This window comes from Planococcus maritimus, from assembly GCF_001592825.1.
GTDB classification, from domain to species: Bacteria; Bacillota; Bacilli; order Bacillales_A; family Planococcaceae; genus Planococcus; species Planococcus maritimus_C.
On record NZ_LTZG01000048.1, the window covers coordinates 1 to 359 of the forward strand.

Sequence of the window (359 nt, forward strand, 5' to 3'; positions counted from 1 at the left end):
CACTGCGTTGCGACCCTCCGGGTGCACGACCCCGCTATGACGCCGCCCTTTGGGGCGCCTGTCGGAAGGCCCCGATGGGCGGGGCTGATCCAGACCGGAGTCACAGCCATGTCGCAGCCTTCTCAACAATTGGCAGACCGCGTCGATCCGATCGACCGCATCGCCGCACTGAATGACAGCCTGCGGAGATCTATTTGCAGCCCTGGCCGAATCCAGATCGTCATGACCGCGGGCGTTGCCGCGCTGGTCGGGGATGTGTCCCTCTTCCGCGGATTTCGCAGACGCGCTGGGATCCTGCGCACGGTGCGAAATTATGACAGCTTCAATTCCGACAACGATCCATTGGGCGAGCATGATTT

Annotated in this window: 1 protein-coding gene; it reads left to right on the plus strand. The window is 62.4% G+C overall.

Annotation, left to right across the window (positions count from 1 at the left end; genetic code table 11):
• Positions 1 to 108 precede the first annotated feature (108 nt).
• On the plus strand, positions 109 to 359 hold a 251-nt coding region (locus AY633_RS16685; RefSeq protein ID WP_186008782.1), incomplete at its 3' end, for a DUF3768 domain-containing protein.